General features: G+C 67.0%; 21 protein-coding genes and 1 pseudogene. 10 read left to right on the forward strand and 12 right to left on the reverse strand.

The window, feature by feature from the left end; genetic code table 11:
- Positions 1-3: 3 nt before the first annotated feature.
- Both KHN96_RS03665 and KHN96_RS03670 read left to right on the forward strand, forming a co-directional pair.
- Positions 4-369: a response regulator gene (locus KHN96_RS03665; protein WP_062738073.1), complete on the forward strand. Its 366-nt coding sequence runs from the start codon at positions 4-6 to the stop codon at positions 367-369.
- A 109-nt stretch (positions 370-478) separates the two neighbouring features.
- Positions 479-811, forward strand: a complete 333-nt coding sequence (locus tag KHN96_RS03670) for a hypothetical protein (protein ID WP_045218832.1) — start codon at positions 479-481, stop codon at positions 809-811.
- 10 nt (positions 812-821) lie between these two features.
- On the opposite strand, the gene KHN96_RS03675 is transcribed toward KHN96_RS03670, so the two are convergent.
- From KHN96_RS03675 to KHN96_RS03690, 4 genes are all read right to left on the reverse strand, one after another.
- Positions 822-1,286, reverse strand: coding sequence for a cupin domain-containing protein (locus KHN96_RS03675; RefSeq protein ID WP_238587554.1), 465 nt, complete (start codon positions 1,284-1,286; stop codon positions 822-824).
- A 103-nt stretch (positions 1,287-1,389) separates the two neighbouring features.
- Positions 1,390-2,250: a class I SAM-dependent methyltransferase gene (locus KHN96_RS03680; protein WP_045218830.1), complete on the reverse strand. Its 861-nt coding sequence runs from the start codon at positions 2,248-2,250 to the stop codon at positions 1,390-1,392.
- Positions 2,251-2,258: 8 nt separating this feature from the next.
- Complete coding sequence (locus KHN96_RS03685) at positions 2,259-2,936, reverse strand: glutathione S-transferase (protein WP_062738253.1); 678 nt, start codon at positions 2,934-2,936, stop codon at positions 2,259-2,261.
- Positions 2,937-2,997: 61 nt separating this feature from the next.
- Positions 2,998-3,960, reverse strand: coding sequence for a GlxA family transcriptional regulator (locus tag KHN96_RS03690; protein WP_045218828.1), 963 nt, complete (start codon positions 3,958-3,960; stop codon positions 2,998-3,000).
- A gap of 87 nt (positions 3,961-4,047) precedes the next feature.
- On the opposite strand from KHN96_RS03690, the gene KHN96_RS03695 reads away from it, so the two are divergent.
- From KHN96_RS03695 to KHN96_RS03705, 3 genes and pseudogenes are all read left to right on the forward strand, one after another.
- Positions 4,048-5,340, forward strand: a complete 1,293-nt coding sequence (locus tag KHN96_RS03695) for an MFS transporter (protein ID WP_062738254.1) — start codon at positions 4,048-4,050, stop codon at positions 5,338-5,340.
- 228 nt (positions 5,341-5,568) lie between these two features.
- Positions 5,569-7,115 (forward strand): annotated as a pseudogene (locus tag KHN96_RS22740) (methyl-accepting chemotaxis protein).
- A gap of 132 nt (positions 7,116-7,247) precedes the next feature.
- On the forward strand, positions 7,248-8,684 hold the full coding sequence (locus KHN96_RS03705; RefSeq protein ID WP_062738075.1) for a M20/M25/M40 family metallo-hydrolase: 1,437 nt from the start codon (positions 7,248-7,250) through the stop codon (positions 8,682-8,684).
- Between the two features lie 298 nt (positions 8,685-8,982).
- Here the strand turns inward: KHN96_RS03705 and KHN96_RS03710 are convergent, their stop codons facing one another.
- Positions 8,983-9,750 carry an SDR family NAD(P)-dependent oxidoreductase gene (locus KHN96_RS03710; RefSeq protein WP_062738076.1) on the reverse strand — a complete coding sequence of 256 codons (768 nt, stop codon included), beginning with the start codon at positions 9,748-9,750 and terminating at the stop codon, positions 8,983-8,985.
- 106 nt (positions 9,751-9,856) lie between these two features.
- On the reverse strand, positions 9,857-10,423 hold the full coding sequence (locus KHN96_RS03715; protein ID WP_062738077.1) for a CGNR zinc finger domain-containing protein: 567 nt from the start codon (positions 10,421-10,423) through the stop codon (positions 9,857-9,859).
- A 150-nt stretch (positions 10,424-10,573) separates the two neighbouring features.
- Here KHN96_RS03715 and KHN96_RS03720 point away from each other — a divergent pair, with 150 nt between their 5' ends.
- Positions 10,574-11,644 (forward strand): NAD(P)H-dependent flavin oxidoreductase, encoded by a 1,071-nt coding sequence (locus tag KHN96_RS03720; RefSeq protein WP_062738078.1) that lies wholly within the window; start codon positions 10,574-10,576, stop codon positions 11,642-11,644.
- Between the two features lie 130 nt (positions 11,645-11,774).
- On the opposite strand, the gene KHN96_RS03725 is transcribed toward KHN96_RS03720, so the two are convergent.
- Positions 11,775-12,704: a LysR family transcriptional regulator gene (locus tag KHN96_RS03725; protein WP_045218814.1), complete on the reverse strand. Its 930-nt coding sequence runs from the start codon at positions 12,702-12,704 to the stop codon at positions 11,775-11,777.
- Between the two features lie 152 nt (positions 12,705-12,856).
- On the opposite strand from KHN96_RS03725, the gene KHN96_RS03730 reads away from it, so the two are divergent.
- Positions 12,857-14,119 carry a serine hydrolase domain-containing protein gene (locus KHN96_RS03730; protein WP_062738079.1) on the forward strand — a complete coding sequence of 421 codons (1,263 nt, stop codon included), beginning with the start codon at positions 12,857-12,859 and terminating at the stop codon, positions 14,117-14,119.
- A gap of 805 nt (positions 14,120-14,924) precedes the next feature.
- Positions 14,925-15,377 carry a GNAT family N-acetyltransferase gene (locus tag KHN96_RS03735; RefSeq protein ID WP_045220313.1) on the forward strand — a complete coding sequence of 151 codons (453 nt, stop codon included), beginning with the start codon at positions 14,925-14,927 and terminating at the stop codon, positions 15,375-15,377.
- A 33-nt stretch (positions 15,378-15,410) separates the two neighbouring features.
- On the opposite strand, the gene KHN96_RS03740 is transcribed toward KHN96_RS03735, so the two are convergent.
- From KHN96_RS03740 to KHN96_RS03750, 3 genes are read right to left on the reverse strand one after another with little or no spacing between them, the layout of a single operon-like run.
- Positions 15,411-15,878 (reverse strand): nuclear transport factor 2 family protein, encoded by a 468-nt coding sequence (locus tag KHN96_RS03740; protein ID WP_045218809.1) that lies wholly within the window; start codon positions 15,876-15,878, stop codon positions 15,411-15,413.
- Positions 15,879-15,930: 52 nt separating this feature from the next.
- Entirely contained in the window at positions 15,931-16,890 is a 960-nt protein-coding gene (locus KHN96_RS03745) for a pyridoxamine 5'-phosphate oxidase family protein (protein ID WP_062738080.1), read from the reverse strand.
- A 24-nt stretch (positions 16,891-16,914) separates the two neighbouring features.
- Positions 16,915-17,550 (reverse strand): glutathione S-transferase family protein, encoded by a 636-nt coding sequence (locus tag KHN96_RS03750; RefSeq protein WP_062738081.1) that lies wholly within the window; start codon positions 17,548-17,550, stop codon positions 16,915-16,917.
- 132 nt (positions 17,551-17,682) lie between these two features.
- Between KHN96_RS03750 and KHN96_RS03755 the strand changes: the two genes are divergently transcribed.
- Positions 17,683-18,591: a LysR family transcriptional regulator gene (locus KHN96_RS03755; RefSeq protein ID WP_062738082.1), complete on the forward strand. Its 909-nt coding sequence runs from the start codon at positions 17,683-17,685 to the stop codon at positions 18,589-18,591.
- Between the two features lie 155 nt (positions 18,592-18,746).
- Positions 18,747-19,283, forward strand: coding sequence for a PadR family transcriptional regulator (locus KHN96_RS03760; protein WP_045218801.1), 537 nt, complete (start codon positions 18,747-18,749; stop codon positions 19,281-19,283).
- A 69-nt stretch (positions 19,284-19,352) separates the two neighbouring features.
- On the opposite strand, the gene KHN96_RS03765 is transcribed toward KHN96_RS03760, so the two are convergent.
- Both KHN96_RS03765 and KHN96_RS03770 read right to left on the reverse strand, forming a co-directional pair.
- Complete coding sequence (locus tag KHN96_RS03765; protein WP_045218799.1) at positions 19,353-20,357, reverse strand: NAD(P)H-dependent flavin oxidoreductase; 1,005 nt, start codon at positions 20,355-20,357, stop codon at positions 19,353-19,355.
- Between the two features lie 46 nt (positions 20,358-20,403).
- Positions 20,404-20,847, reverse strand: coding sequence for a nuclear transport factor 2 family protein (locus tag KHN96_RS03770; RefSeq protein WP_062738083.1), 444 nt, complete (start codon positions 20,845-20,847; stop codon positions 20,404-20,406).
- Positions 20,848-20,926 lie beyond the last annotated feature (79 nt).

The raw sequence follows: 20,926 nt of genomic DNA on the forward strand, positions 1-20,926 counted from the left end.
ACGATGACAAGGATCCTGGTGGTCGACGATTCGAGCACCGTGCGTGACGAGGTGGCCGGTTTTCTGAGGAAGCACGGCCTCGCCGTGGATACCGCCGTGGACGGCAAGGACGGCCTGGCCAAGATCAAGGCCAACCCCGGCGTGAAGCTCGTCATCAGCGACGTCAACATGCCGAACATGGACGGCCTCACGATGGTGGAAAAGGTGCGCGGTGAACTCGGCAACAAGACGGTCAACGTCATCATGCTCACCACCGAAAGCAGCACCGCCATGAAAGACCGCGGCCGGGCGGCCGGGGTGAAAGGCTGGATCGTCAAGCCGTTCAAGGGTGAGGCGGTGCTGGAGACGTTCAAGAAGCTGGCGAGCTGACACGCGGCACCGGGGTGCGCCATCGTCGACTCGATGCCGGCGGGCGTGGCGCGCACGTGTTTTTGGCGCCAAACTTGCTTGACCGAGGCCGTGGGCTGAAGGAGTCGTCATGCAAGAGCTCGCCTTTCGCACCCTGCTGTACCGCTACTTCTTCTTCGGCTGGCTGTTCAAGGACGCCAGCCGCGGCAACCTGTTCGAGCGGTCGGCCGCGTGGCGCTTCAACAAGGCACATGCGCACTGGCTGCTCGCCTACATGCGACGATGGGCGTGGTGCGGGCTGCTGTGCTATGCGCTGGGCGGCGCGCTGGAACTGGGGCTCGGCACGCCGCGCCTGTCGGTGCTGTTCTACGTGCCGAGCGCGCTCAGCGTGCCTGTGAACGTGGTGATCGCGGTGCTGTGGATCGGACTCAAGGCGCTGCCCGGGCCGCTGCGCGATCAGTAGCGCGCGGCGCTCAGTTCTTTGCCACGGGCACCAGGTCGAAGCGGTCGGCCTGATACTGGAACAGCAGGCAGTCCTCCCCCTTTTCGCAGCCGCTGTAATGCGGCATGCCGGCGGGCAGCTGATAGAACGAGCCCGCCGGATACGCCACGCGCTTGCCGTCGATCACGGCGTAGAACGTTCCCTTGAGCACCACCGTCGGCAGGTTCTGCGTATGCACGTGGTACGGATTGCCCTTGCCGGCCGGGAAGATGACGAACGCTTCGTACGGCCCCTTGCCGGTGATGCTGCCGCGCACGTCGGCCACCTGGATGCCGCCGGTGTCCGGCAACTCGCGCCACTGCAGCCTGGCGGTCGGAAACGACACGAGCGGCAGCGGCACGACACTTTGCTCGGCGGCATGGCCGGCCTGGGCGACGAGTGAGCCGAGCAAGGCCGCGGCAACGAGTGCGCCGGTACGTCGGGGGGTCAACATCATGGGTTTCTCCTGAAAGGGCTGTGGAAGTCGGGCCAGTCTAGGAGAGGCGCCCCGCCGCGAGAATCCGCGCACGCACACAGCGCCTGTGCGCGGGCTGCACGGATCAGACCGTTGCGATCAGCAGTTCTTCGGCATTGCGTGGCGGGCGCAGGCCATCGGCGCGGCCGGCAAAGTAGCGCGCCGTCAATGCGTCTGCCGAGATGTGCTGCGCCTCGCGCAAGCCGTTGTCCCGCGCGAGCGCGAGCATCTCGGCCGGGGTGAAGAAGCTGATGAAGGGCGTGCCGCTCGCACGCGCGCCTTTCTCGGCCATCTCAAGCCCTGGGCGGACATCCGGGTCCGCCATCTCCAGCGGCAGCAGGAACGTCATGGCAAAGATCGAGCCCGGCGCCAGCGATGCCACTTGCCGCAGCGTGGCCGCATTCGTTTCCTTGGTCAGGTACATGCTCACGCCGGTCGATACCACGACGGCGGGCTTGCCGGCATCGAAGCCCGCATCGACCAGGGCGTCCTGCCACGATTGCCGCGCCTCGAAATCCACCGGCACGAAGCGCAGCCAGTCCGGAACGCCATAGCCGAGTTCCATCAGGCGCCGGCGCTTCCAGGCCTGCGGGCCGGGCGGGTCCACTTCAAACACCGTCATGCGCGAGGCCACGTCGGGCCGGCGCTGCGCAAAGCTGTCCAGCCCCGCCCCCAGGATCACGTACTGGCGCAACCCGTGCGCCGCGTGTTCGATGACGAGGTCCTCGATGAACCGCGCACGCGCCACGATGGACGCGCGAAACGGCCGCGTGAACTGGGGGTGCATGTCGCCGCGCTGCTGCCAGCCCGGTTCAGGCGCGAGCAGCTTCAGGCCCACCTCGTCTTCCAGCACGTGGGGCGCAGCGTCGCTCTGCACGTGCAACGCGCGCCACAACGCGACGCGGGCGGCGGTGCTGTCGGGGGCGGCATCGTGTGCGTCGTTCATGGCAAGGATCACTCCATCCGGTCGGTCGACGGCTCGTAGTCGGGAAACACCGCGAAGGCCTGCACGGGCTGCTTTGTCATGCACACCGCGAACAGGCGGCTGGCGAGCCACCCGGCCAGCCACGCTTGCACGGCGGGCAGCGGCTGGCCCGCGAACCAATCGGGCTGCACCGCCGCAAACTGCCGCACGAACGGGAAGATCGCCAGGTCGGCCGCACACGGCTGCGCCCCGCCCAGATACCGCTGATGCTGCAAGCGCGATTCCAGCGGCGCCAGCAGGGCCTCAACGGCCTGTGCGCGCACCGTCTCGCGCGGGACGGCTTCGTTTGGATAGCGCTCGGGGTATTTGTAGCGATCGAGCAGGCGCTTGAACTCGCCGTCGTTGGTGCGCAGCAGCGCGAGGTTGTCGTCGGCCTGGGCGCGGCGCCACCAGCCTTGCGCGTCGTCCGGCTCGAAGGCCCAGCGCATGATGTCCAGGCTTTCTTCCAGCACGGTGCCGTCGGGCAGGCGCAGCACCGGCACGGTGCCTTTGGGCGATAGCGCAAGCAGCTCGGCCGGCTTGTCGCGCATCACGATCTCGAAGGTCTGGAACCGGCGGTGGGCTTGCAGCATCGCCAGGCGGGCGCGCATCGCATAGGGGCAGCGGCGATAGCTGTAGAGCAGGGGCAGGGTGGCGTCGGCGGACATCGTGATGGCGGTGCAGGACATTCGGGCGCGTCAGGGTAACGGAATCGGGGCAGCGGCGCTGCTACGCGACCAGGCGCGCATGCCCGGCGCGGCCTGAGCGCCGCACGGACTGCGGCGGCTGGCCGAACACGCGGATGAACGCGCGCCGCATGCGTTCCGGATCAGCAAAGCCGACCGCGCGCGCCACCTGCTCCAGCGATTCGTCGCCCGCCTCTACGCGCGGGCGCGCGGCTTCTGCACGCAGTTTTTCGATGGCCTTGGCGGGCGTCTGTCCCGTCTCGGCCACGAAGGCGCGGTCGAACTGGCGGCGGCTCAGGTGCGCGACCTCTGCCAGGCGGTCGACATCGAGCGCTTCATGCAGGTGCTCGCGTGCATAGCTCAGCGCCCGGGCGATGCGGCTCGATGCCGGATCCAGCTCCAGCAGCGCCGAGAACTGCGATTGCCCGCCCGGGCGCCGGTGATACACCACCAATTCGCGTGCCACCGCGCGCGATACGTCGACACCCAGGTCGTCTTCGATGAGCGCCAGCGCCAGGTCGATGCCCGACGAGATCCCTGCCGACGTCCACACCGGCCCATCGTGGATGAAGATATGGTCGCTCTGCACCTGCACGCGCGGATAGCGCCGCTGCAGCAACGCCGCCATGCGCCAGTGCGTGGTCGCGCGGCGGCCGTCGAGCAGCCCCGCCGCCGCCAGGGCAAACGCGCCGGAGCACACGCTGGTCATGCGCCGCGAGTGCCGCGCCGCTTCCTGCACGAAGGCGATCAGCCGGGCAGAAAACGCATCTTCGCGCGGGCCGTTGCCGCCCGAGATGACCAGCGTGTCGAAGGCCGGGTCGTCCAGCGGCTGCGTCTGCATGACGAGGCCCGGTGCGCTCTGCACCTGCGCGCCCCCTTCGGACACGACATCAATCCGATACGCCGGTTGCGCAGCGAGCCGGTTCGCCACGTCAAAGGCCGTCAGTGGGCCGGTGAAGTCGAGCAGGCTGCAGCCGGGAAACACCAGAAAACCGATTCTGCGCATGATGGCTTGAAATGAGGGAATAACGTCATTCAAGACGGATGTTGCTCCGCCATGCTGACGCTGTCAAACGCACTCCTGGAGCACACCATGACGACAGCAGTCTGTTCCCCGGCCGCCGCAGGCGAGGTTTCACGCCATCACCGCTGGAAGGTGCTCGGCGTGGGCGTGGCGGCCAACGCGAGTTTTTCGGCGGCGTTCTCGGGCATCCCGACGACGGCCGTGTTCATGCGCTCTGCGTATCACCTGGGCAATGCGGAGCTGGGCGTCGCGCTGGGGGCGCTGGGGCTGGGCATTGCCGTCAGCGAACTGCCATGGGGCCTGCTGACCGACCGCTGGGGCGACCGCACGGTGCTGCTCGCGGGGCTCGGCCTGACCGCGCTGGCGTTGCTCGTGATGGCGTGCTGCGCGGTGCCGCTGCATGGCAGCGCGCCGCCCCTGGCGTGGCTGGTGGCGGGCATGCTGAGCGTCGGGCTGCTGGGCGGCAGCGTGAACGGCTCCAGCGGCCGCGCGGTCATGGGCTGGTTTCGCGAAGGGGAGCGCGGGCTCGCCATGAGCATCCGCCAGACTGCCGTGCCGCTGGGTGGCGGCATTGGCGCGCTGGTGTTGCCGGGCCTGGCCGCGCATGCCGGCTTTGGCGCGGTCTACGGCGGGCTGGCCGCGGCCTGCGCTGTGACGGCGGTGCTGACGTGGCTGTGGGTGCACGAGGCGCCCGGCATCGCGCAGGCCAGCATGGCTGGGGCCGGCGAAGCGGCCGGCGCCGCACCGTTGCGCGATCCGGTGCTGTGGCGCATGGCGCTGGCCATTGGCCTGCTGTGCGTACCGCAGGGCGCGGTGGTGGCGTTTGCCACGGTGTTCCTGCGCGATTTCGCGCATGCCGGCGTCCTCACGCTGAGCCTGACGATGGCCTCGGTGCAGGGCGGTGCGGCCGTCATGCGCGTCTGGAGCGGCCGCAGGACCGATCGGCACGGCAATCGCCGCGCATATCTGCTGACCTGCGCCCGCTGGAGTGCGGCGCTGTTTGTCGCGCTGGCCGGGGTGGCCTGGATGACGTGGGCGTGGTCGATGGACCTGACGGTCATGCGCGTGGCGCTGGTGGCGGTCATCGTGGCCGGCGGCATCTGTGTGTCGGCGTGGCATGGTGTCGGCTACACGGAACTCGCGACGCTGGCCGGCGCGCAGCGGGCGGGCACCGCGCTGGGCCTGGGAAACACGGGGGCGTTTGCGGCGCTCGGCCTCACGTCGTTGTGCCTGCCGCAGCTGCTGGCGTGGTCGTCATGGCCGGTCGTGTGGCTCGTGGCGGCGGGTAGCGCGCTGCTGGCCTGGCGGGTGCTGCCGGCGGTGCAGCCGCGCTCCGCCGGTGGTCGTATGCCGCGCTCGTGATTTCACGCGCCGGTGTTCGGAACCTGCGTGCAGTTCTGAATTTCGTTTCAAGCCAGCCCTTGCGGGGCAAGGCCTTGCGGGGCGCAAGGCCGTGCCCCGCAGGCAGCCAGGGCCACAGATCGGTTAAAGCTCTCTGAGAATCTGTCGTTAGCTTCGTTTATATCAAACGGGTGCTTCCAGCACACCGGGCAACACCCCCGCTTTCCCATCGAGTAGTGCACGGCAGATATGAAGACGCTTTCCATCAAGGCCCGGCTTGCGCTGGTGCTGTTCGTTCTCGCTGTATTCCTTGCAGGCGTTGGCGCGCTGGGGCTATACGGCAACCTGCGCTCGAACGCGGCGCTCAAGGAAACCTACGCCAACCAGCTCGCGTCCACGCGGGCGCTCGGCCAGGCGGTGTCGCGGCTGGTGCAGGCACGCACGGCGCTCGACCGCGCCGTCTATGAAAGCGACGACGCGAAGATCGCCGACCTGGTGAAGGCCGCTCGCGCGCAGATCGCCGCCAGCGACGAGGGGTGGAAGGCCTACAACGCCCTGCCGTTCGCCACGCCGGAAGAGGAGCAGACCGCCACCGAGGCCAAGCGTCTGCGCGACACGTTCTTTCGCGAAGGCATGGAGCCGGTCCTGGCCGCCTTCGACCGCCACGACTACGCGGCAGCGCGCCCGCTGGTCCTGGACAAGCTGTACGAACTGTTTGTGCGTATGCGGTGAAGGCGGACCGTCTGAACGCCATCCAGGCCGAGATTGCGGCCTCGGCGTACAACAACGCGCAGTCGTTCTTCAACCGCCTCGTCTGGATGTTCCTGATCGTGATTGCGGTGGGGCTGGCGCTGGCGGCGGGGTGCTATGTCGTGCTCTCGCGTGCCATTTCGCGCCCGCTGGAGGAGATGCTCGCGCATTTCCGCGAGATCTCCAGCGGTAACCTGACGACTGACATCCGCATCCACTCGCGTGACGAGATGGGCGTGCTGATGGAAGGGCTGCAGCAGATGCAAGCCAAGCTCAAGGAGACCGTGGTGACGGTGCGCCGGGGCAGCGAGTCGATCGCTTCGGCCACCCAGCAGATCGCGGCGGGCAACACGAACCTGTCGCAGCGCACCGAGGAGCAGGCCAGCTCGCTGGAAGAAACCGCGTCGAGCATGGAAGAGCTCACGAGCATCGTCAAGCAGAACGCCGACAACGCCCGCCAGGCCAGCACGCTCGCGGTGAGCGCATCGGAGATCGCCGTGCAGGGCGGTGCCGTGGTGCAGGACGTGGTCAATACGATGGGCGAGATCAGCGAGTCGTCGCGCAAGATCACCGACATCATTGCCGTGATCGAGGGCATCGCGTTCCAGACCAACATCCTGGCGCTGAACGCCGCCGTGGAAGCCGCGCGTGCGGGTGAACAGGGCCGCGGCTTTGCCGTGGTGGCCGGTGAAGTGCGCACGCTCGCCCAGCGCAGCGCGGGCGCGGCGAAGGAGATCAAGTCGTTGATCGAGGATTCCGCCGCGCGCGTGGAGTCGGGCTCCACGCTGGTGGCGCGTGCCGGCAAGACGATGGAAGAGATCGTCGTGGCCGTGAAGCGCGTGACCGACATCATGGGCGAGATCAGCGCGGGCTCGGCCGAACAGAGCAGCGGCATCGAGCAGATCAACGAAGCCGTCACGCAGATGGACGACGTGACGCAGCAGAACGCCGCGCTGGTCGAGCAAGCTGCCGCCGCCGCGCAGGCACTGGAAGAACAGGCCGACGAACTGCGCCGCGCGGTGGCGGTGTTCCGCGTGGCCATGTAGCGCACGGCGGCACAGCACTGCGATTGCTCCGGCAGCGAAGCGGCTGCGCCGGGGCTACACTGCGGGGTCGGCCTTCGGGTCGACCCCGCTTTTTGTTCGATGCGGCCCCCATAACGATTATCCGGAGGTGTCATGCGTTTCCAGTGTCGTCGTGTTCCCGTTCGAGCCTTGGTGTCTGCTGCCGTGCTTGCATGCAGCGCCGGAGCCTTCGCCCAGACCATTCCCGCCAGCAAGCCTGCGCCCACCTCGCTCACGCCCGAGCAGCAGCGCTATCACGACATCTACAAGGAGCTGGTCGAGATCAACACGACGCATTCGGCCGGTGACACCACCCAGGCCGCGCATGCCATGGAAAAGCGCCTGCGCGAGGCCGGCTTTGCGGCCGGCGACATGCAGGTGATCGAGCCCTTCCCGAAGAAGGGCAACCTCGTGCTGCGCTGGAAGGGCACCGGCGCCAAGAAGCCGATGCTGCTGCTCGGTCACATCGACGTGGTGGAGGCCAAGCGTGAAGACTGGAAGACCGATCCGTTCAAGCTGCAGGAAACCGACGGCTACTTCACCGCGCGTGGCGCCATTGACGACAAGGCGATGGCGTCGGCCTTCGTGTCGGTGCTGGGCCAGCTCAAACAGGAAGGCTTCAAGCCCTCGCGCGACATCATCCTCGCGCTGACCACCGACGAGGAGCGCGGCGACGTGCCGAGCAACGGCGCGTACTGGATCGTCAACAACAAGCCCGAGCTGGTGAAGGCGGAGTTCGGCATCAACGAAGGCGGCGGTGGCGAGCTGCGCAACGGCAAACCGGTGCTGCACCGCATCCAGGTGGCCGAGAAGATGTACACGACGTACGAGCTGGAGGTGCGCGACGTAGGCGGACACAGCTCGGTGCCGACCAAGACGAACCCGATCTATGCGCTGTCGGCCGCGCTGGACAGGCTGGGGGCGTATCAGTTTCCCGTCAGGCTGGCGGACGTGACGCAGACCTACTTTGCGCGCAGCGCACCGCTGGCGACGGGGCAACTGGCGCAAGACATGCGTGCCGTCGGCACCGGCAAGCCGGACCAGGCGGCCATCGACCGGCTTTCCGCCAATCCGTTCTACAACGCGCAGCTGCGCACCACGTGCGTGGCGACGATGGTCAACGCGGGCCATGCCGAGAACGCGCTGCCGCAGTCGGCCAAGGCGACGGTCAATTGCCGCATCCTGCCGCACGATGATCCTGCCGATATCGACCGCCAACTCAAGCAGGTGCTGGGCAACGACAAGATCAGCGTGCGCTATGTCAACAAGCCGCTGGCGAGCCCCGCCTCGCCGCTCAATGGCGATCTGGTGAAGACGGTGGAGGCGCTCACGCAGCAGATGTGGGGCGTGCCGGTAATCCCGGCGATGAGCACGGGCGCGACGGACAGCCGCTTCATGCGCAATGCGGGGATTCCGATGTATGGGGTGTCCGGGTTGTTTACGGAGCCGGCGGATCTGCGCACGCACGGGCTGGATGAGCGGATCGAGATTGCGCGGTTGTACGACGGGAGGGAGTTTCTTTATCGGCTGGTGAAGCAGTTGGCTGAGTAAATTGTTGGGCGCGGCTTGTTCGTGCTGGTTTTTGTTGGGTTTCGGCCCCTGGCGGGGCCGACTTACTTTCTTTGTCTTGCCAAAGAAAGCAAGCAAAGAAAGGCGCGCCCGAGATGGCGACTTCCCCTTGGATTTGTGTCACGGGGAGGGAGGGGAGGCAAACTCGCTGCGCTCAGACAGCCTCCCTTCTTTTTCCTCCCCGCGACAAAAATCCAAGGCGCCATCTAGGGCAGGGTACGGCCACACCCTCTGCGTGCGGGAGTTGGCGGCGTTGCACGCGTTTTGGCTGGTTACTTTCTCAGATGAAGCCGCCGTCAGTCATCAGGGTGCGGCCGGTGATCCAGCGGGCGTCGTCCGAGGCCAGGAAGGCGATGGCGTCGGCGATGTCTTCCGGCTCGGCCAGGCGGCCCATCGGGGTTGATTCGCGCATGCGCGCTTTCACTTCATCGGGGATCGGGGCGGTCATGTCGGTGCGCGTCATGGCGGGGGCCACGGCATTGACGCTGATGTTGCGCGGGCCCAGTTCGACCGCAAACGAATGGGTGAGCGCGCCCACGGCGGCCTTGCTTGCCGCATAGACGGACAGCCCTGCGCGCGGCCGGTACACCAGGCTCGACGATACGTTGACGATGCGGCCGCCGCGCGCGGGCACGTGCGGGAGCACGGCCTGCGTCACCAGAATCGTCGACAGCACATTGGTGCGGAACTGCGCGGTGAACGACGCCTCGTCGATGCTGCCCACCGCCTGGCTTTCCAGAATGCCGGCGTTGTTGACGAGGATGTCGATGGCGCCGAAGGCCTCGCGCACGGTGCTCACCATGGCGTTGATGGAACTGGCGTCGGCCACGTCGGCCTGCACGGCAATCGCTTCTGCGCCGGTGTTGCGGATGGATTGCACCACCGCGTCGGCTTCCTTGCTGTTGCTGCGGTAGACGACCGCCACGCGTGCGCCGTCGGCTGCCAGGCGCCGCGCCACGGCGGCGCCGATGCCCCGCGAGCCGCCGGTCACGATGGCGGTGCGTCCGCCCAGTCGGGGCGCAGATGCGGTTGTCTGGGTTTGCGTCATGCTGTTCTCCTGCAATGCAATGTGTCGGGAGAACAGGTTACGAATCGGGCGGCGCGTGCGCAGCGCCCCTCGCTGCGACGCCGCGTTGCAATGCTGGAACGACGGCTCAGCCCGGTAGGCGTTTGCGGTGGGCCGCCACCTTGTGGCGGTTGCCGCAGAGCGCCATGCTGCACCAGCGGCGCGTGTGGGCCTTGGTGCGGTCGTAGAACCATCGGCCGCAGTCGGGGTGCTCGCATTGGCGGATGTGGCGGAAGTCGCCTTCGGCCAGCAGGTGGGCGGCGGCTTCGGCCAGGGCGGCCAGGCGCTGCTCCACGGAATCGGCGGGGCGCACGCGCTCCACACGCGGCGTGCCGGCCGTCCAGATCAGGATCGGGTGGCTCGGCGCTTGTCGGAGGAACGTGTTCAGGGCGTCGGCACTGCAGGGCCGCCCCGCCTTGCGCGCTTCCACCAGCTGCCGGATCACCTCGCGCAGATGCCGCGCCACCGCCAGCAGAACGCCGGGCGGAGATTGGCCGGCGAACGGTTCGGCCCACCAGCCCGCACGCACGAGCCAGTCCGACACATCGTCGTCGGATTGCCAGAAGTCGTGCGGCCGGCCCTGGACGTGGTTCACGGTGTTGAGCATGTCCAGTACGGCGTCGTCGGCAATCAGCGGTGGGGTGTTGGCAGGCATGGCGGCAGCAGCAGATCGAGTGAGCCGATTGTAACCGCTGAATGTGGTTCAATCAGGTTACGAGCGCGGCCGGTACGGTGCCCCTCGGAACGCCGCAGAAGTCCGCCGCATTACCATGGGCGCATCGTCATCATCTTGCTGGAGACCATCATGAGCGCATGGCCCGATGCCCGCATCCTGGAGCTGTTCAACATCGACGTGCCGATCGTGCTAGGGCCAATGGCCGGGGCCGCCGGCGTGGACCTGGCGATTGCGGTGGCGCGTGCCGGGGGCCTCGGTTCGCTGCCGTGCGCGATGCTGAATGCCGAGCAGATCCGCCAGCAGGTCGAGCAGTTTCGTGCCGCCGTGCGCGCGCCCATCAACCTGAACTTCTTCTGCCACACCCCGCCGCAGCCCGACCCCGAGCGTGAAGCCAGGTGGCGCGCCCATCTGGCTCCGTACTACGCCGAGTTCGGCATCGACCCGAACGCGCAGGCACCGGCGGCCAATCGCGCACCGTTTGATGAGTCGACGTGTGCGGTGGTGGAAGACCTCAGGCCAGAGATCGTGAGTTTCCACTTCGGCCTGCCGGCGCCCGAGCTGCTGGCGCGTGTGAAGGCCACGGGGGCCAAGGTGATCTCCGCCGCCACGACGGTGGAAGAGGCGCGCTGGCTGGAGGCCCGCGGCGTGGACGCCGTCATCGCCATGGGCAACGAGGCGGGCGGGCATCGCGGCATGTTTCTCGCGACGACCATCGAATCGCAGGTCGGTACGTTTGCGCTGGTGCCGCAGGTGGTGGACGCGGTAAAGGTGCCCGTCATTGCGGCCGGCGGCATTGGCGACGGGCGCGGCGTGGCGGCCGCGTTCGCCCTGGGTGCGTCTGCCGCGCAGATCGGCACGGCGTATCTGCTCTCGCCCGAGGCGAAGACCTCCGCCATCCACCGTGCCGCGCTCAAGCAGGCGACGGATGCCGATACGGCGCTGACGAATCTGTTCACCGGGCGTCCGGCGCGCGGCATCGTCAACCGGCTGATGCGGGAGATCGGCCCGATGAACCCGCTGGCACCGGCCTTCCCGACGGCAGGCGGGGCGCTTGCACCGCTGCGCGCCAAGACCGAGCCGACGGGCTCGGGCGACTTCATCAATTTGTGGTCCGGTCAGGCGGGCCGGTTCGCAGCGGAAGAGCCGGCCGAAGCGATCACGCGTCGCATTGCGGCCCAAGCGCTCGAACGCCTGCGCTGAACGTTGACACCTGCCGTCGCGCACGCATGCGGGCACGCAAGACGGTGTGCCCGTCCTGTTTCGCATCACAGATCGGCATGCGTGCGATGGAAAAATTTCATGTAACTCCGTAAATGTCGATTTACGGGTTTCATCCAACTCGCGCGGCAAGCGGCTTCATGGTCGTTTCCTGCTGGAACCGATCGCGCAGAAATGCCACCAGGGCCTTGACCGACGGCGGCACGCCGGCGCGCGACGGATACAACGCATGCAGGTCGGCCGGCTCGGGCGTCCACTCCCGCAGCACGGTGCGCAGGCGCCCCTCGGTCAGCGCGGCATGGCAACAGTGCAGCGGCAGCACGGCCAGCCCCAGCCCCGCGATGGCCGCTTCGCGCAGGGCGATGATGTTGTCGCTCGCAAAGCGCGGCCGCACCGGCAGCGCCAGGCGGTGTCCGCGCGCGTCGTGCAGCACCCAGTCGCGGCTGCGCGCGAGGGTGCCCTGGCCGAGGCAGGGCAGGTCTTCGAGCGCAGCGGGCGAGGCCGGTTCGCCCAGCCGCGCGATCAGCGCCGGGCTTGCCACCAGCACGCGCGGCGACACGGCCAGGTGCCGCGCCACCACCTCGCGTGACGGCAGCGGCCCGGTAGCCGCGCGGATGGCCACGTCGATGCGCTGCTCGACCAGGTCGACGTAGGTGTTGGATAGATCGAGCTCGACGCGCAGCTTCGGGTGGGCCTCGGCAAACGCTGCCAGCCAGCCGGCCACGAGCGTTTCGGCCAGCAGCGGCGAGGTGCCCACGCGCAGCACACCTGCGGGCTCGCTGCGCGCCGCACCGGCAAGCGCCTCGATGGCGGCCGACGCATCGGCCATGTCGCGCGCATGCCGATACACCGCCTCGCCCACCGGCGTGACCGACACACGATGGCTGGACCGATGCAGCAGCCGCGTGCCGAGCTGCGCCTCGAGCTCGGCAATGCGCCGGCTCAGGCGCGACTTGGGAATGCCCGTGGCCCGCTCGGCGGCGGAAAAGCCGCCGGCTTCCACCACGCGGGTAAAGAGATACAGGTCGTCCAAGCGCTTCATGTTGGGGCGAGGGTGCGTTAGAACCGCGATTGAAGCACAGCTGGGGCCTGTCCCGCGTCGCGCGCCCGGCTGTACAGTGTCGGCTGGACCGGCCCACGCCGCCAACGCTGCCGCGCGCGCCGGAAGCCGTTTCGCAAACGCAAGGAGACCGCATGGACAGGCAAGCCACGCAACCGCACGGGATGTCCCGCGACCGGCTCGCACGGGTCGAACGCTTCATCGACGACGCTTACATCGCCACGGGCAAGCTGCCCGGCGCGCTCACGCAGGTATGGCGGCGTGGCGAGCTCGTCCTCAATTCTGTGCTCGGCCTCGCCGACCGGGAGCGGCAGGTGCCGCTGGCCGAGGACGCGATCTTCCGCATCTATTCGATGACCAAGCCGGTGACCTCGGTGGCGTTCATGATGCTGGTCGAAGCATGCGAGGTTGCGCTCGACGACCCGGTCAGCAAGTTCATCCCGGCATGGAAGGACCTGGGCGTGTTCGCCGGCGGCTTCATGGAGGGCTTCCAGACGCGCCCGGTGAAGCGCCCGATGCTGATGGTCGATCTGCTGCGCCACACATCTGGCCTCACCTACGGCTTTCACCAGAACACGAATGTCGATGCGGCGTATCGGCGGTTGAAGCTCGGCGACGTCACCACGCAGGGCACGCTCGACGAGATGATCGAGAAGCTGGCCGGTGTGCCGCTGGAGTTCTCGCCGGGCGAGGCGTGGAACTACTCCGTGTCGACCGATGTGCTCGGCTACCTCGTCGGCAAGATCAGCGGCATGCCGTTCGAGACGTTCCTGAAGGAGCGCATCTTCGACCCGCTGGGCATGATCGATACGGGCTTCTACGTGCCCGAGGACAAGGCGTCGCGCTTCTGCGCGTGCTATGCCGTGGGGGCGCTCGGTTCGGCGTTGGTGTCCGACCGGCCCGCGCTGCAGGATGATCCGCGCACCAGCCGGTACCTCGCGCCGCCGAGCTTCGTGTCGGGCGGCGGCGGCCTGGTGTCCACGGCGGCCGATTACCTGCGGTTCTCGCGCATGCTGCTGCAAGGCGGTGAACTCGACGGCGTGCGCCTGCTGGGGCCGAAGACGGTGGCGCTGATGACCGCGAACCACCTGCCGGGTGGGGCCGACATCTCGACCTTGTCGCCGCGCTCGATGTTCAGCGAGGCGGCCTACGACGGCGTTGGCTTCGGGCTGGGTTTTGCCACCACGATATCGCCGGCGGCCACGCTCATCCCCGGCAGCGCCGGCGACTTCTTCTGGGGCGGCGCGGCCGGTACCTTCTTCTGGGTGGACCCGCAGGAAGACCTGATCGGGCTCTTCCTCACGCAGGTTCTGCCGTCGTCCGCCTACCCGGTACGCCGACAGCTGCGCACGCTGGTGTACAGCGCGATCACGGAATCGGGTGCGGGCGGGCGTTGAACCCACGCTTGCAGCGGCGTCCAAGCTGTGCCGCCTAGGGGCGCCCGATCAATGCGCGGTGTTCGAGGTGCGCCGCGCGCCCGGCGGCACAACGGCGAGAAGCGCGCGCCGCTGGCGTATCGCCCGGGGGTGGATATGTCCGGGGCGATGACGCTCGAGCGAGGCCAACAGGTGTCTTGCCCATGCCGCAACCCCCGCGCGGTCCAATTCATCGGGTTCCCCATCACTGGGGAGCAAGAGCGAAATCGCAAAGTCGCGGGGGCTCAGCGCGGTGATCTCTTTTCTGCGCGGTTTTAATCGCGCTGTCATAACGTCCTGCTCGAAGGCGTGCCGATTTCGCCGGGGTATTTTGGGGCGAGCAAAGGATAAGCAGACAGTTTTGATCCTTCAAGTTAATCGGCGCGCATATACGGCAAAATAGTGAAAAGACTTTTATCGAGGGTGTAAGCGGCGTCGTAGGAATCATGTAGGACGAGGACTCGGCTGATTGTGCTACTGAAATTCCTGGCGGTTTTTCGTACGCTTCTGCGTCGGCGCCATGGGCGCAGATTGGCGGGCGTTGAGAATAAGAGCGGGGGAGCGGGGCAGTCGCCTGCCGCCGGCGATGCGCGGCCTAGCAATACAACTGCCCTTGTGTTTTGGATCGCCCTAACGGGCGATATTTTTTTGTTTTGGCGCGGTGCTAATCTCTCAGCGCACTTCCGGCGGACCGCGAAACAAAGGAAGTGACGAAGAGACAATAACATCATGAGGCGGGCCGTGGGTTTTTCTTGTCGCCCCGATAATGCTCCCTAGAGACAGCCCCATGCTCAGCCACGAAGTTCAATTGCGCCCGGCTTCTCTTGCCGATTGGTGCCAAGTCGCTGCGCTCCTGAAGAGTGCCAGGCTGCCGGCTGACGATATCGATATTCAGGACACCATCGAAGCATTTCACGTTGCACTGGACAAAGGCCGCGTCATTGGCTGCGCTGCTGCTGAGCGTGGAGGGGCATCCATCGTGATTCGTTCGGTCGTGGTCGACCCGATGTATCGCGATCAAGGTATCGCAAGTCGCCTGATTGGCACGCTGCTCGTGCGTGCGCGTGCCAGCGGCGTGCGACAGGCTTACCTGCTTTCTGCGCGGGCGCCGCTTTACTTCGCGCGTTGGGGGTTTTATCTCTTTCCCGTGGAGAACGCGCCGGCCGAGGTCAGGGCATCGGCGGCGTTCAGGGACGCCGGGCAGGCATCGCCGCTTTGCATGCGGTGCGATCTGCGCTGACCGGCGGGCGCGTCCATGGTGCCGGGCGCCGGCTCAGAGGCCCAGGTCGGACAACCCAGGGTGATCGTCGGGGCGGCGGCCCAGCGGCCAGAAGAACTTGCGGTCCTCTTCCTTGATGGGCAGGTCATTGATGCTGGCATGGCGGTGGGTCATCAGGCCGTGCTCGTTGAATGCCCAGTTCTCGTTGCCGTAGCTGCGGTACCACTGGCCGGCGTCGTCGTGCCACTCGTAGGCGAAGCGCACGGCAATACGGTTGCCCTCGAATGCCCACAGCTCCTTGATGAGACGGTAGTCGAGTTCGCGCCGCCACTTGCGCTCCAGGAACGCCTGCGCCTGTTCGCGCCCGAGCGGGAACTCGGCACGGTTGCGCCAGCGGGTATCGGGGCTGTAGGCCAGGACGACGCGGGCCGGGTCGCGCGAATTCCAGGCGTCTTCGGCCAGGCGGATCTTCTGGACGGCGGTGTCGCGATTGAACGGAGGCAGAGGCGGGCGGGTTTCCATGGTCGGTCCAGTGGCGTGGTGGTGTGAAGGTGGATCGGCTGCGGGCAGCGCGCTAGCGGGCCGGCCACGCACCGGTCCCGGCGAGGAACGGCGACGGTTCCGGCGCAGAGAACCGCCAGGGCAAGGCTTGCGGCCGCCGATACATGCGCTCGACATGAAACCGCACGAGGCGCTGCGCGCCTTCGAACGCCTGCAGATCGTGCCCGTCCCATACGATCTCGCATGTGCCCGCGAGATGGAGCAGGTCGCCCGATTCGAAGTCCGGAAACAGCAGCCCCGCCGAGGGGTTCACATGCAGGTTGCCCAGCGTGTTGAAGAAATTGTTGCCGATAAAGTCGGGCCACAGCAGCGTTGCGTCGTCATCGACACGGACGAACCCCGGCTTGCCGCCGCGGTGCGAGACATCCGCTCCCGTCGCCCTGGCAGGCCCGGCCGTCGCTGCATGCGTAGCGATGAAGAACGTATCGGAAGACCGGATGAGCCGCACCGCCGCATCGTCGAGTGCCGGCACCGATTGCGCCGCGGCAGGCGCCGTTGCCCGCTGGCGCGGCGCGAGGCTGCGCACCTGGATGTACTTCGGGCAGTTGCCGAAGCTCTGCCGCACGCCGATCACCATGCCGGCAGCATCGAGAGACAGCACCGGGCCGTTCAACCGGTTTCTTCGCCGCGTCGTCGTTTCAATGCCGAGCAGGCCGACGTCGCTGCCCACATGAAGCGCGCCCGCCAGCGGATCTTCGGGGTCGGGCAGGGCGCCAATGTGCAGGCTGTAGGCGTCGGGCACACGGATGAAACCGGCGTGGCCCGCCAGCAGGCTGGCACACGGCTTTCCGTCGCCGTCCAGGGCGCCGAGCACGATAAACGGGATCTTTCCGAAGAACTCCTGGTGCTGTTCCAGCAGGTAGGTTCGTATGCCGCGTTGCCCGTGCGCCTCTGCGCGGTCCCGGACGCCCGCCCGGTCCTGCACGGCGCGCTCGCCCCGGTGAAACGGCGAGGCCTGTTCTGGTAACTCCATGGCGTTGCCCCTTGACGTGTCGCCTCAGGCGGCCAGCCCCACGGCGCTCGCCTGCATGGCGACAAAGTTCGGCCATTGCTCGATGCGCGAAAGCCAGGCCCGCACGTGCGCGTAGCTGTCCAGCGAGACGTTGCCTTCCGGTGCATGCGCGATGTAGCTGTAGCACGCGATGTCGGCCAGGGTCGGTGTGGGGCCCAGCAGATAGTCATGCTCGGCCAGTTCCTCGTCGAAGATCGCCAGCAGGGCATGGCTTTGCGCGATCAGCGCCTGCGCATCCAGCGGCGCGCCAAAAACGGCGGCCCGGCGCGCCCCGGCCGGCCCCGAGGCAAGCGGCCCCGCGGCGACCGAAAACCAGCGCTGCACCTGCGCGGCGCCGACCGGGTCGGCGGGCAGCCATCTGCCATCGTCATAGCGCTTGGCCAGGTAGACGAGGATGGCATTGGAGTCGGCGATGACGGTGCCGCCGTCGTCGATCACAGGGACTTGGCCAAAGCGGTTCAACTGCAGGAACGCTGGCGTTTTGTGCTCCCGGGCGCGCAGGTCGATGTCGATCCGTTCATACGGCAGCTCCAGCAGCTTGAGCAGCAATTCGACGCGGTGGCAGTGCCCCGACAGGGCATGGCGGTAGAGCTTGATGGGCTGTGCCGGCTTGCAAGACATGGGGCGGCTCCGTTCAGGAAAGGGAGCCCCATTCTTGATTGATACGGTCGCCGGATAAATGGCTCGACACGAACTTCACTCATCCAAAAAATGGACTAATCTGTCGACCCATGTGCAACCCGCCTGGCAAAGATGGACAAGCTCCGCGCAATGCAGACCTTCGTGGCGATCGTGGACAACGGGACGCTGTCCAAGGCAGCCGCCGCGCTCGGATCGTCGTTGCCGTCCACGGTGCGCACGCTCGCGACGCTCGAAGCCGACCTGGGCGTGCGCCTGCTCAACCGCACAACGCGCCGCCTGTCGTTGACCGACGAGGGACGGATGTATCTGGCGTCGTGCCGGGACATCCTCGGCGCGGTCGACCAGGCCGAGCATCGCCTGCGGGCGCGCCAGGAAGAACCCAGCGGCCTCCTCACCATGACCGCGCCGGTCCTGTTTGGCCAGCGGCATGTGGCGCCCGCGGTGATCCCGTTTCTCGAGCGGTACCCGAAGGTGCAATGCCGTCTGCTGCTGCTCGACCGTGTGGTGAACCTGCTGGAAGAGGGTGTCGACGTTGGCATACGCATCGGCCACCTCGACGATTCCAACCTGATCGCGCAGCAAGTCAGCCGTGTCAGCCGGGTCGTCGTGGCGAGCCCCGCGTACCTCCAGCGCCGAGGCATTCCGCAGAAACCGGCGGATCTCGCGCAGAAAAACTGCATCCGGTTCTCCGGGAGCGGCCGCACGACGTGGCTGTTCCAGGAGCGCGGCCGGGAGCAGCGCATCGTGATCGGCGGCAATCTCGAATGCAACCACGGCGCCCCGGCCATCGACGCGTGCGTGGCGGGGCTCGGCGTGGGGCAGTTTCTGCGGTATCAGGTGGCGAGCCAGTTGGCCGGCGGGCAACTGCAGGAAATCCTGCATGCGTACAAGGTGCCCCCGCTGCCCATCAGCGTGGTGTATCCGCATGCCGGTCTGCTGCCGAGTCGCATCAGCGCGTTCGTCGATTGGATCAAAACGGAATTCACGAAATCCGAACATGATTTCGTGGGCGATGCGTAGCTGGGCTCGCACAGCCCGATGTCCGCATGCCGCATCGCGCGGCAAACTGGACATGACGTGCCCGGCGCTGTTCTGTAAAGTGCGTTGATCGAGTCGGGCACCGGTATCCACAAGCCCCGACGCCACAACACACGCTCCAGGCCAACTTCCTGCTCATGTCCATCCAACACGCCTTGCTCACATCGCTGCTTGAAAAGCCCTCGTCGGGCTACGAGCTTGCTCGCCGCTTTGACAAGTCGATGGGCTACTTCTGGAGTGCCACGCATCAGCAGATCTACCGCGAGCTCGGTCGCATGGCAGAAGCCGGCTGGGTGAGCGTGGAAGAAGAGGAAGACAGCCGCAGGAAAACCTACACCGTGCTACCGGCCGGCCGCGACGAACTCGCGCGGTGGGTGCTGGAGCCCACCGTGTCGTCGGACAACCGTGAAGAGGTGCTGGTCAAGCTGCGTGCCGAAGCGGTGATCGGCCCGCTCGGTTTTGCCGACGAGATGCAGCGTCTGATCGAGCAGCACCGCGCGCGCCTGAACACCTTCCGCGAGATCGAGCAGCGCGATTTCGCGCGCCCCGACCTCACGCGCGCGCAGCGGCTGCAGCATGCGGTGCTCCAGCGCGGCATCGTTTACGAAGAAGGCTGGCTCGCTTGGGCAGACGATGTGCTGCCGTTGCTGGAGCCAGCCTCTGTCACCGCTTGAAGGCATCGACGGAACGCTGCGAAGCGGTCCTGGCCAGGCGGCGGAGCGTTTGTCGGCGTCGCCGGGGGCTTAAACCGTCGCCTTGCCCGTCGCCGGGGCGCGCAAGGCCTCGATCGTGTTCAGGCGGCGGCGCGCCACCTCGAACTCCTCGGCAAAGCGCTTGATGAGTTCGGCCGCCGGCACCACCCGCTTGACCGCGCCCACGCCCTGGCCGGCGCCCCAGATGTCCTTCCACGCCTTGGCCTTGGCGCCGCCGCCCGAGCCGAAGTTCATCTTGCTCGGGTCCGATTCGGGCAGCGCGTCCGGGTCCAGACCGGCGTTCTCGATGCTCTTGCGCAGGTAGTTGCCGTGCACGCCCGTGAAGAGGTTTGTGTAGACGATGTCGGTGGCGCTGGATTCGACGATGGCCTGCTTGTAGCCTTCCACCGCGTTGGCCTCTTCCGTGGCAATGAAGGCCGAGCCGACGTAGGCCAGGTCCGCGCCAGCGGCCAGCGCCGCCAGGATGGCGTTGCCGTTGGCGATCGCGCCCGACAGCAGCAGCGGGCCGTCGAACCACTCCCGGATTTCATGGATGAGCGCAAACGGCGAGGTCGTCCCCGCGTGGCCACCCGCGCCCGCTGCCACCGCGATCAGGCCATCCGCGCCTTTCTCGATCGCCTTCTTGGCAAACGTGTTGTTGATCACGTCGTGCAGCACGATGCCGCCGTAGCTGTGCACGGCGCGGTTCACGTCTTCGCGTGCGCCGAGCGACGTGATGACGATGGGCACCTTGTACTTGACGCACAGCTCCAGGTCGTGCTCCAGGCGGTCGTTGGACTTGTGCACGATCTGGTTGACGGCAAACGGCGCCGACGGCTTGTCGGGGTGCTGCGCGTCGTATTCGGCCAGCTCGGTGGTGATGCGCTGCAACCACGTCTCCAGCAGCTCGGCCGGGCGCGCATTGAGCGCCGGGAACGAGCCGACCACGCCCGCCTTGCACTGGGCGATCACGAGATCCGGGTTGGAGATGATGAACAGCGGCGAGCCCACCACGGGCACGGACAGGCGGTTTTGCAGGATCGGCGGCAGCGACATGGCAGTCTCCGTTGGTCTTGGTATGGGAATGGATTCAGGAAACGGTTCAGGCGCCTGCTCTGAGCAGGCCGAGCTTGTCGCCCAGCTTGGCACCCATCGCCGCGCCGAGCGCCTGCAGCCCCGTGGCCGGGCGGACCATGACTTCGAATTCGACGATCTTGCCGTCGGCATTGAAGCGGATCATGTCGATGCCCTTGAGGGCCTTGCCGCTTACATTGGCGCTGAATTCGAGCACCACGCTCAGCCCATCGTCGGTGGCGAAGCTGCGGTGGTATTGGAAGTCTTCAAAAACGGTGTTGACGGTGCGCAGGACCAGCGTGGTCGCGGTGCGGCCCGGATACGCCGTGTGCGCCACGGGCGAGCGGAACACCACGTCTTCGGTGAACAGGTGCTCGAGCGCGTCCATGTTGTTGCGCTCGAGCATGACGTGCCAGGCCTCCAGGGTGGCTTGGGCGGCTGCGTTCAAGGTCTGGGGAATCGGCGGCGGCATGCTGGCTCCTGGGCGGAAAGTGCAACGGATTGCATCAACGTGGGGAGCAACATAGCACAGCGCTCTCAAACTATGCAAC

The organism is Ralstonia mannitolilytica (assembly GCF_905397375.1).
Taxonomy (GTDB): Bacteria; Pseudomonadota; Gammaproteobacteria; order Burkholderiales; family Burkholderiaceae; genus Ralstonia; species Ralstonia mannitolilytica.

Bases quoted from the DNA above. Each gene is read 5' to 3' on its own strand.
- KHN96_RS03740 (WP_045218809.1), bottom strand. From the start codon at position 15,878: ATGGAAACCCGCCCGCCTCTGCCTCCGTTCAATCGCGACACCGCCGTC.
- KHN96_RS03690 (WP_045218828.1), bottom strand. From the start codon at position 3,960: ATGCGCAGAATCGGTTTTCTGGTGTTTCCCGGCTGCAGCCTGCTCGAC.
- KHN96_RS03665 (WP_062738073.1), top strand. From the start codon at position 4: ATGACAAGGATCCTGGTGGTCGACGATTCGAGCACCGTGCGTGACGAG.
- KHN96_RS03675 (WP_238587554.1), bottom strand. From the start codon at position 1,286: ATGATGTTGACCCCCCGACGTACCGGCGCACTCGTTGCCGCGGCCTTG.
- KHN96_RS03685 (WP_062738253.1), bottom strand. From the start codon at position 2,936: ATGTCCGCCGACGCCACCCTGCCCCTGCTCTACAGCTATCGCCGCTGC.
- KHN96_RS03745 (WP_062738080.1), bottom strand. From the start codon at position 16,890: ATGGAGTTACCAGAACAGGCCTCGCCGTTTCACCGGGGCGAGCGCGCC.
- KHN96_RS03755 (WP_062738082.1), top strand. From the start codon at position 17,683: ATGGACAAGCTCCGCGCAATGCAGACCTTCGTGGCGATCGTGGACAAC.
- KHN96_RS03770 (WP_062738083.1), bottom strand. From the start codon at position 20,847: ATGCCGCCGCCGATTCCCCAGACCTTGAACGCAGCCGCCCAAGCCACC.
- KHN96_RS03670 (WP_045218832.1), top strand. From the start codon at position 479: ATGCAAGAGCTCGCCTTTCGCACCCTGCTGTACCGCTACTTCTTCTTC.
- KHN96_RS03765 (WP_045218799.1), bottom strand. From the start codon at position 20,357: ATGTCGCTGCCGCCGATCCTGCAAAACCGCCTGTCCGTGCCCGTGGTG.
- KHN96_RS03720 (WP_062738078.1), top strand. From the start codon at position 10,574: ATGAGCGCATGGCCCGATGCCCGCATCCTGGAGCTGTTCAACATCGAC.
- KHN96_RS03760 (WP_045218801.1), top strand. From the start codon at position 18,747: ATGTCCATCCAACACGCCTTGCTCACATCGCTGCTTGAAAAGCCCTCG.
- KHN96_RS03705 (WP_062738075.1), top strand. From the start codon at position 7,248: ATGCGTTTCCAGTGTCGTCGTGTTCCCGTTCGAGCCTTGGTGTCTGCT.
- KHN96_RS03715 (WP_062738077.1), bottom strand. From the start codon at position 10,423: ATGCCTGCCAACACCCCACCGCTGATTGCCGACGACGCCGTACTGGAC.
- KHN96_RS03750 (WP_062738081.1), bottom strand. From the start codon at position 17,550: ATGTCTTGCAAGCCGGCACAGCCCATCAAGCTCTACCGCCATGCCCTG.
- KHN96_RS03725 (WP_045218814.1), bottom strand. From the start codon at position 12,704: ATGAAGCGCTTGGACGACCTGTATCTCTTTACCCGCGTGGTGGAAGCC.
- KHN96_RS03710 (WP_062738076.1), bottom strand. From the start codon at position 9,750: ATGACGCAAACCCAGACAACCGCATCTGCGCCCCGACTGGGCGGACGC.
- KHN96_RS03735 (WP_045220313.1), top strand. From the start codon at position 14,925: ATGCTCAGCCACGAAGTTCAATTGCGCCCGGCTTCTCTTGCCGATTGG.
- KHN96_RS03730 (WP_062738079.1), top strand. From the start codon at position 12,857: ATGGACAGGCAAGCCACGCAACCGCACGGGATGTCCCGCGACCGGCTC.
- KHN96_RS03695 (WP_062738254.1), top strand. From the start codon at position 4,048: ATGACGACAGCAGTCTGTTCCCCGGCCGCCGCAGGCGAGGTTTCACGC.
- KHN96_RS03680 (WP_045218830.1), bottom strand. From the start codon at position 2,250: ATGAACGACGCACACGATGCCGCCCCCGACAGCACCGCCGCCCGCGTC.